Annotated in this window: 8 protein-coding genes; 5 read left to right on the plus strand and 3 right to left on the minus strand. The window is 44.5% G+C overall.

What is annotated here, in order from left to right; translation table 11 throughout:
• Positions 1-11 precede the first annotated feature (11 nt).
• From rpsG to JZU62_RS05260, 3 genes are all read left to right on the plus strand, one after another.
• Positions 12-479, plus strand: a complete 468-nt coding sequence (rpsG, locus tag JZU62_RS05250) for a 30S ribosomal protein S7 (RefSeq protein WP_295012619.1) — start codon at positions 12-14, stop codon at positions 477-479.
• A gap of 76 nt (positions 480-555) precedes the next feature.
• Entirely contained in the window at positions 556-2,640 is a 2,085-nt protein-coding gene (gene fusA, locus JZU62_RS05255) for an elongation factor G (RefSeq protein WP_295012604.1), read from the plus strand.
• A gap of 138 nt (positions 2,641-2,778) precedes the next feature.
• Complete coding sequence (locus tag JZU62_RS05260) at positions 2,779-5,415, plus strand: PhnD/SsuA/transferrin family substrate-binding protein (RefSeq protein WP_295012606.1); 2,637 nt, start codon at positions 2,779-2,781, stop codon at positions 5,413-5,415.
• On the opposite strand, the gene JZU62_RS05265 is transcribed toward JZU62_RS05260, so the two are convergent.
• From JZU62_RS05265 to prfB, 3 genes are read right to left on the minus strand one after another with little or no spacing between them, the layout of a single operon-like run.
• Positions 5,412-6,020: a fumarylacetoacetate hydrolase family protein gene (locus JZU62_RS05265; RefSeq protein ID WP_295012607.1), complete on the minus strand. Its 609-nt coding sequence runs from the start codon at positions 6,018-6,020 to the stop codon at positions 5,412-5,414. The two genes, JZU62_RS05260 and JZU62_RS05265, sit on opposite strands and share 4 nt — an antisense overlap.
• Positions 6,001-6,756 (minus strand): arginyltransferase, encoded by a 756-nt coding sequence (locus JZU62_RS05270; protein WP_295012609.1) that lies wholly within the window; start codon positions 6,754-6,756, stop codon positions 6,001-6,003. Before JZU62_RS05270 ends, JZU62_RS05265 begins: the two co-directional genes overlap by 20 nt.
• On the minus strand, positions 6,743-7,852 hold the full coding sequence (gene prfB / locus JZU62_RS05275; protein WP_295012611.1) for a peptide chain release factor 2: 1,110 nt from the start codon (positions 7,850-7,852) through the stop codon (positions 6,743-6,745). Before prfB ends, JZU62_RS05270 begins: the two co-directional genes overlap by 14 nt.
• Before the next feature lie 60 nt (positions 7,853-7,912).
• Between prfB and panC the strand changes: the two genes are divergently transcribed.
• Positions 7,913-8,734 (plus strand): pantoate--beta-alanine ligase, encoded by an 822-nt coding sequence (gene panC / locus JZU62_RS05280; protein WP_295012613.1) that lies wholly within the window; start codon positions 7,913-7,915, stop codon positions 8,732-8,734.
• Position 8,735: 1 nt separating this feature from the next.
• Positions 8,736-9,260: a hypothetical protein gene (locus tag JZU62_RS05285; RefSeq protein ID WP_295012615.1), complete on the plus strand. Its 525-nt coding sequence runs from the start codon at positions 8,736-8,738 to the stop codon at positions 9,258-9,260.
• The last annotated feature ends 92 nt before the right edge of the window (positions 9,261-9,352 follow it).

The raw sequence follows: 9,352 nt of genomic DNA on the forward strand, positions 1-9,352 counted from the left end.
AAGGAAACATTATGAGAAGAAGAAAAGCGCCCGTTCGCGAAATTATGCCTGACCCGGTTCATGGTTCAAAAATTTTGACCAAGTTCATCAACAAGATCATGTGGGATGGTAAAAAAAGTACCGCTGAAAAAATCATGTACGGTGCATTGGATATCATGGGTTCACGTGGTGAAAAAACAGGTATCGAAGTATTCAACACTGCGATTGAGAACATCAAACCAGTTATCGAAGTAAAAAGCCGCCGTGTGGGTGGAGCGACCTACCAAGTTCCAGTAGAAGTTCGTCCTGTACGCCAACTATCTCTTGCAATCCGCTGGTTAACCGATGCGGCACGCAAACGTAACGAGCGCACTATGGCAGAGCGTTTGGCAAATGAATTATCAGATGCTGCAAACGACAAAGGTACAGCTTTCAAACGTAAAGAAGATACTTACAAAATGGCTGAAGCGAATAAAGCGTTCGCTCACTATCGCTGGTAAGATATTCGTAACCTTTTGATGACCCTCTCGGGTTATCATTCCCCTATCTACTATAAACTCTATTAAGGGCTATTTCATGGCAAGATCCCATAAACTTGAAGACGTAAGAAACATCGGTATCGCCGCTCACATTGACGCGGGTAAAACGACCACAACTGAGCGTATCTTGTTCTACACCGGTGTATCACACAAAATCGGTGAGGTTCACGAAGGTGCTGCAACTATGGACTGGATGGAGCAAGAGCAAGAGCGTGGTATCACGATCACTTCTGCTGCAACAACCTGTGAATGGAACGGCAAACAAATCAATATCATCGACACTCCGGGCCACGTTGACTTCACCATTGAAGTTGAGCGTTCTATGCGTGTACTTGATGGTGCTGTAGCTGTTTTCTGTGCTGTTGGTGGGGTTCAACCACAATCTGAAACAGTATGGCGTCAAGCAAACCGTTACGGGGTTCCTCGTATGGTTTTCGTTAACAAAATGGACCGTACGGGAGCTGATTTCTACAACGTAGAAGAGCAAATCCGTGCACGTCTTAAAGCGAATCCAATCGCTATCCAACTTCCAATCGGTGCGGAAGATCAATTTAAAGGGATCGTCGATCTCGTTAAAATGAAAGCAATCCTTTGGGATGAAGATGCAGCAATGGGTTCAAACTATCATGAAGCAGAAATTCCTGCGGATATGGTAGAAGTTTCTAACAAATACCGTGCTCAATTGATGGAAGCGGCTGCTGAGGGTGACGATTCTTTGATGGAGAAATTCTTCGAAGAGGGTGAACTTAGCAACGAAGAGATCATGCGCGGGATTAAAGCCGGATGTCTTAAAATGGAAATCATTCCTATGACATGTGGAACTGCGTTTAAAAACAAAGGGGTTCAAACTCTTCTTGATGCGGTTGTTGATTACCTACCATCACCTTTGGAAGTTGCGGCTATCAAAGGGACCATGGAAGATGATGAAGAGATTGAAGTTGATGTTGAATCAACAGACGATGCTCCATTCGCCGGTCTTGCATTTAAAATCATGACTGACCCATTTGTTGGACAGCTTACTTTCGTACGTGTTTACCGTGGTGTTCTTGAATCAGGTACGTATGCTTATAACACCATCAAAGGTAAAAAAGAGCGTATTGGACGTATCGTTAAAATGCACGCGAACAAACGTGAAGAGATCAAATCTCTCTACGCAGGTGAAATCGGTGCGGTTGTAGGTCTTAAAGACACAACGACTGGTGATACACTTTGTGATGAGCGCGAACGTCTAGTACTAGAGCGTATGCACTTCCCTGAGCCGGTTATCTCGGTTGCGGTTGAGCCTAAAACTAAAGTAGACCAAGAAAAAATGGGTATCGCGTTAGCAAAACTAGCGGCAGAAGATCCATCTTTCCGTGTTCACACTGACGAAGAAACGGGTCAAACGATCATCTCTGGTATGGGTGAGCTTCACCTTGAGATTCTTGTTGACCGTATGTTCCGTGAGTTCAAAGTTGAAGCGGAAGTCGGTGCACCACAAGTTGCATACCGTGAGTCAATCCGTGCTGAAGTTAACCAAGAGTACAAATACGCGAAACAATCAGGTGGACGTGGACAATTCGGTCACGTATATCTCCGTATCAAGCCGGGCGTACCTGGTACTGGTTATATCTTCCACAACGAAATCAAAGGTGGGGTTATTCCTAAAGAATACGTTCCTGCCGTTGAAAAAGGGTGTAAAGAAGCTATGCAAAAAGGTATCCTTGCCGGTTATCCGATTGAGGACGTTGAAGTTGCATTGTATGATGGTTCATACCACGAGGTTGACTCGAATGAGATGGCGTTTAAACTCGCTGCTTCTATGGGATTCAAAGAGGGTTGTCGTAAAGCTAACCCAGCTATCCTTGAACCTATGATGAAAGTCGAAGTTGAAGTTCCTGAGAACTTCATGGGTGACGTTATCGGTGACCTTAACCGTCGTCGCGGACAAGTTAACAACATGGGTGACCGTTCAGGTAATAAAATTGTTGACGCGTTCGTACCATTGTCTGAAATGTTCGGTTACTCAACTGACCTTCGTTCAGCGACTCAAGGACGTGCAAGTTACTCTATGGAATTCGATCATTACGAAGAAGTTCCACGTAACGTTGCTGAAGAGATCATCAAAAAGCGTAACAGCTAAGAGATTCTCTTTCTCCTCTTGCCCCGTTCAGGGGCAATTATATTCTTCTGCAAAATTTAACTCTCATTTTAAATATATTTTCACTCTATTGATATCCATAAAAGAAAAAATAATTTTTCATTGCGATATAATGAACGAATGAAAAAATTAAAAGTTGTGTTTTTATCATTATTTATTTTTCTCCTTTCCGTCTCTTTATCTGCAAAAGAAACGGTATATATCGGAGTATTGGCACATAAAAACTATGAGTCAACCCATATGATGTGGGATCCGACAGCTACATATCTGAACACGACAATTCCGGAATACGATTTTCATATTATCCCTCTGCGCTTTGAAGAGTTCCTCCCCTATCTGCGAGATAAAAAGATCGATTTTGTCATTACGAATTCCGCTTATTATGTTGATCTGGAAAGTAGTTTCGGTATTTCAAGAATTGCGACCCTTAAAAATAAAGATTTCAACGGTAAATCACAAACCGAATTTGGAGGTGTCATATTCAAGCGTACTTCTAATACAACTATAGAGAGTATCGAAGATTTAAAAAACAAGAAATTTGCCGCGGTGGATGCTGAATCGTTCGGTGGTTGGATCATGGCACTGCGAGAACTCAAGGAACGAGGGATAAGCGAAAAGGATTTAAAAACGACATTCTACGGTACCCATGAGTCGGCTGTATTTGCAGTTTTGGACGGAAAAGCGGATGCGGGAACGGTTCGAACCGATACGTTAGAGCGTATGGCGGCTGAGGGTAAAATAAAGTTAGATGATTTTACCCTTTTGGAGCGAAAAAATTATCCCGATTTCTTTTATCAAACCAGTACACGTTTGTATCCAGAGTGGCCGATAGCGACGACAAAACATACTTCAAACGCATTAGCGGAGAGAGTAGCGGTAGCACTCATCTCGATGCCACAGGGATCAGAAGCGGCACAAGCATCTAAGAGTATGGGATGGACGATTCCGCTGGATTATCAGAGTATTCATGAGTGTCTAAGAGAGCTTGAAATGGGACCGTACAAGCATTTTAGAGAGGATGTATTTATCTCATTTATCAAGCAGTATTGGTATTACGTTGTTATCGCATTATTGGGGTTGATTGTATCGCAGTTTATCGTTTTGTACATTGCACGGATAAATGCAAAATTGCGTGATACGCAACAAAAATTGGAAACGCTGAACGATTCGTTGGAAGAAAAAATAGATGAAAAAACAGAGCATCTTTATAATGAAAGTCTAAAACTTGAAGAGGCGTATCTAAACGAAAAATATCTCAGAAGTATTTTGCGAACAGTTGCCGATGTCAATCAGATGCTGATTACTACCCGCTCCATTGATGAGCTTATCGATAAAGCAACCCTCTGTCTGAGTTCAAATGAATCGTTTAAGCGGGCAAAAATATCCCTAGTTCATGAGGGGGAACTACGTGTTGCCGCCGCATACGGAATCGGAGAAGATAAATCTATAACATGGATTGAGCGCAAGGTCTACGACGAGAAGAAAAATCTCATGCTTACCGATATGGATGACAAACGGATGAGTCCTGAGTGTAGGGAAAATATCACCTCACACGGGGTCAAAGCGATTTACGTACTACCATTAAAAAGCAGTACGTTTAGCGATGAGGTAATCGGTGTATTAACGATTTGTACGGGGCGCGAAAACGGGTTCAATATCGAAGAGCAAAAAATGATCGAAGAACTCTCAGGGGACATAGGTTTTGCATTGAATTCGTTCGCACAACAGAGTCATATAAATGAGTTGTATGATGAACGGTTGGAGAGTTACGAAAGCTTTATCGATGCTATGGTCAATATGATCGAACAGCGTGATACCTATACGGCGGGGCATACGGTGCGGGTAGCGTATTATGCCGAGCTGATCGCCAGAGAGATGGAACTGAGTGAAAAAGAGATCCAATCGCTGATCGAGTCGGCGAAACTGCATGACATCGGCAAGGTGGTTACACCTGACTCTATATTGCTCAAACCTGGAAAACTGAGCAATTTGGAATATGAACTTATCAAAGAACATGCCAAAGCGGGGTATGAAGTTCTCTCCAATGTTCATCTCTATAAAGAGCTTGCCGATATTATGATCGATCACCATGAACGCTATGACGGCAGTGGCTATCCCTATGGCAAAAAAGGGGGAGAAATCTCGCTTTTGGGACATATTATGGCGGTTGCCGATTCGTTCGATGCAATGACGACCAATCGGATCTACAAACCGCGTAAAGAGGTGAAAGAGTCATTGATTGAACTGAGTGAATTGAGTGGTACCTGGTACCATCCTGCGGTTGTCAATGCTGCGGTCAAAGTGCTTGCTGATGTTGTGATTGATACGACGATCAATCAGATAGGAGAGACTCCTCTTGAGGAAGAGCGGTTGAGCTATTTTTTCAAAGATAGGTTGACAAAACTCTACAATGAAGACTATTTTATGATGGTGATCAACAGTCGCTCCCGACATAGCAAACCGAACAAGTTTACTGTGATCTCATTGATCGATTTTCACCGCTACAACAAAACATTCGGATGGGAGAGCGGGAACACGATGATAGCAAATTTTGCCGATTTCTTAATCCATAAATTTCCCGATAATCTGATGTTTAGAGTATGGGGAGACCGTTTCGTGATCGCCGATTATGAGGGGAACTTGGATGAGGTGCTGTCTGAGTCACCGTTAGTGGAAGTGGGGATTAAGACGGCTATCAAAGAGATAGCGTCGACTGCCGATAATTTAGAGGGGATGTTGCGCGATAAGGTGATTTAACAAACGCTCCAACGGCTTTCGATCAACAATCGCTCATCGCTGTAAATTCGTCCAATAAACGTATCGCCGATTTGGTAGGTGGATACCCCTTTGGGGGTTCCGCTCATGATAACATCGCCATCCTCAAAACTCATAAAGCTCTTTATCTCCTCTATCATCTCCAGCGGCTTGTAGATCATCAACTCATAGGTCGCTTCTTGTGTCAGGATTCCGTTGATATGAAGTGTCATCCGTAATGACGCTAGCGGTGCGGTGAGGGGGACAAAATCACCTAACACCGCCGAAGCGTCAAACCCTTTGGCTCTCTCCCACGGAAGCCCTTTGGATTTAAGATAGTTTTGGAGTTCCGCTTTGGTGAGATCAAGTCCGAACCCGATTCCCGCTATTTCTCCCTCCATCATCAAAAAGCAGATTTCTCCTTCGAAGCGGGTGTCGGGTGAGATGAAACGGAGGGTGTCGGTGATGGCAGAATTGGGTTTGTTGAAGACGACCATCGAGGAGGAGATTTCATTGTTCAGTTCATGGATATGTTCGACGTAGTTGCGTCCGATACAGACTACTTTGGAGGGGGCGATGGCGGTACCGTTATAGCGGATAGTTTGCATCTATCTCTCTCCAAATCGGTATCTCGTCCTCTTCGGGTCGTCCCAAGAGTTCCAAAGAAGGGGAATAATCCGCCTTGTATGCCAAACTTTGGCACCCCTCGACGTAGTAGCCTAAATAGATCCATTTGAGTCCTAACCGATGTGCAAACTCGATTTGTTGCAAGAGGGTATATCGTCCTAATGATTGAGCATTATATTCGGGATCATAGTAACAATACAGAGCGCTGATCCCCTCTTCTAAAATATCGATCAAATCGACGGCGATGAGTTTGTCCCCATCGAAATAGAGAACTTCAAATCCAAAATCACCATGACCTTGAACAAAGGAGGAATAGTAGTTTTTCGGATCGCTTTTCGGGGCATCCCAATCGCGGGTATGGTGTTTGTATCGGTGGTAACGCTCAAAGAGGCTGAGGTGCTCACGCGTCAGGGTAGGGTGTCGGATAACGGTGGTAAGGTGAGCGTTTTTGCGCAAAATTCGGCGGTCAGATTTTCTAAAACGATACCGAGCGACATCAATCTTGAGACTTTCACATGCTCGACACTCTTGGCAGATGGGGCGAAAATACATCGCTCCAAAGCGTCGCCATCCCCGTAGGATCAACGCTTCACACTGCTCTTTGGAACACTCTTGGATTACTTTGTAGTGGATACTTTGGGTATTACCCTCAATGTAGGAGCACGACTCATGTAGGGCGCACTCTTTGAGTAGGGTGTTTGGGTTATTCGTCGTCATCTTTGCGGCTAAGGGAGATGAGTACACCTTCGATCATTTCATCGATATCTCCATCGAGAATGGTGCTGATGTTCGAGTAGGGGATTCCTGAACGGGTATCTTTGACCTGCTGATAGGGAGCCAAAACATACGAGCGGATTTGGTGTCCCCATCCGTTTTCACTTTTCTCAACACCGTCAATAGCCGCTTTTTGTTTATCAAGTTCCATCTCATAGAGACGTGATTTGAGCATTTTAAAAGCGGTTGCTTTGTTTTTGTGCTGTGAGCGGTCATTTTGACACTGTACAACGATCCCTGAGGGGATATGGGTGATACGGATCGCCGATTCGGTTTTGTTGACGTGCTGACCCCCTGCACCCGAAGCTCGGTAGGTATCGATACGGATATCACGATCTTCGATTTCGATCTCGATGTCATCGTCTAGTTCAGGAGAGACCATAACGGAGGTAAAACTGGTGTGACGCTTGGCGGCGGAATCATAGGGGCTGATACGAACCAGACGGTGGATACCGTTTTCATTTTTGAGGTAGCCGTAGACATTGACCCCTTTGATAAGGATGGCGGCATCTTTGATCCCTGCCTCATCACCGGATTGGTAATCGAGCATTTCGACGGTAAAATCATGTCGCTCAGCCCAACGGGTGTACATACGTAACAGCATCGACGCCCAGTCTTGGGATTCGGTTCCTCCCGCCCCCGGATGGATGGTGACGATAGCATTATGGCTGTCATGTTCACCCGATAGGAGAACTTCAACTTCCATTGATTTGACATTGTTTTCTAATGCGCCCGCATCGGCAAAAAGAGATTCGATGGTCTCTTCGTCTCCCTCTTCTTTTGCCATCTCATATAAATCGACGGCATCCCCGAGGGTGTGAAAAGTTTTGGAATATTTTGCCAAACGACGTTCTAATTGGGTTTTTTCTTTTTGGATAATCCCTGCGGCAGTTGCATCGTTCCAGAAGCCGTCCGAGTTTTCAAGAGCTTCGATCTCCCCTAAGCGGGCATTGATGTCTTGCGGACGGACAACATCGGTGACGTTTTGCATTTTAATCGTCAAGGTTTTCAGTAATTCGGTATATTCGTAATGATCCATAGTAAGGGAATATCCTCTAATATATTATAATGCTAATTATATTCTATAGAGGCTAAAACAATGATTATCGCACGCAGTGCATCAGAACTTCGAGGGTTCCTCGATACTAAAACTCTCTCAGTCGGGTTCGTTCCGACGATGGGAGCGCTCCATATCGGTCATCGTAGCCTTATAGAGACGGCACGCAAAGAGAATGACATTGTTGTTGTCTCGATTTTTGTCAATCCGACCCAGTTTTTAGCGGGAGAGGATTTGAGCAAATACCCTCGCCGCGAAGAGGCAGATTTTAAAATCTGTGAACTCAGCGGTGTAGATATCCTCTTTTATCCCGATGTCTCAGCCATGTACGGAGCGGATGAGGTACGGATTACGGCTCCAGATGTGAGAGGATTTATCCTCGAAGGCTCTTCGCGTCCCGGTCATTTTGACGGTGTTTTGACGGTGGTGATGAAACTGCTTAATATCGTTCGACCCTCTCGTGCCTATTTCGGAAAAAAAGATGCACAGCAACTTTCTCTTATCACCCAGATGTGTGAAAACTTTTTTATGAATATCGAGATTATTCCGATGGAGACGGTACGTGAAAATGACGGATTGGCACTATCGTCTCGTAATGTTTATTTGAGCTCTTCAGAGCGTCAAGAGGCATTGAAACTCTCTTCCGCACTGAAACGGGCAACGGAGATGTTAATGCAGGGAAATACCAAAAGCAGTGAGATTAAGGCGAGCATGGAGCATATTCTCGTCCCCTTAAATGTTGAATATGTTGCGATTGTTAACCGTAAATTCGAGGCTCTTGATGAGATCGTTATCGGCAATACGATTGTTCTTGTCGCTGCGCGGGTGGGGATGACCCGCTTGATCGACAATGTGTGGCTGTAAGATGAAAAACTTAGTTTCAATAGCCATAGCGGCACTTTTACTGGGTGGATGTACACCGAAGATCGGGGAAGATATTCTCATCGAACCTCAAGGAAATATCCGATGGGAAAACTCACAAGCCGAAGTGATGATGGGGGTGTTGTCCTTGTTGGGGATCTCCACAAAATCGGGTGAAATTCGTCTGGGAAGTGATTTAAATGTTATTAATAAATGGCATAGCGACATTAAAATCCTCTCTCTCGATTATACGCTGAGTGATGGGAAAGAGGTTATTGCACAGGGTGAAGCAAAAAAAGAGGGATTGAAGCCGTTTTTGATCCCATCGGGGGCTCAAAAAAGTATTCCCCTCGAATTTCGTATCGATACTAAACAGCTCAATAACAGTCGTATTCTCGGTATTTTACAGTCAAAACGGAAGCTTTTTGTGAGAGGGGACGTAATTATTCAGATATGGGGGATTGAAAAGCATCACCGTTTTGAAAAAGAGGTGACTACGGCGATCCAAAAAGCCCTTAATGGTGTATAGGCTCTTCCGGTAACGCTGTTGCGGCCGCTGCGACTGATGATGGATCGGGGGTGAGATATTTCTCTTCCACCATCAGATCAACAATCGCTTTA

The sequence above is a fragment of the Sulfuricurvum sp. genome, from assembly GCF_019163035.1.
Classification (GTDB): domain Bacteria; phylum Campylobacterota; class Campylobacteria; order Campylobacterales; family Sulfurimonadaceae; genus Sulfuricurvum.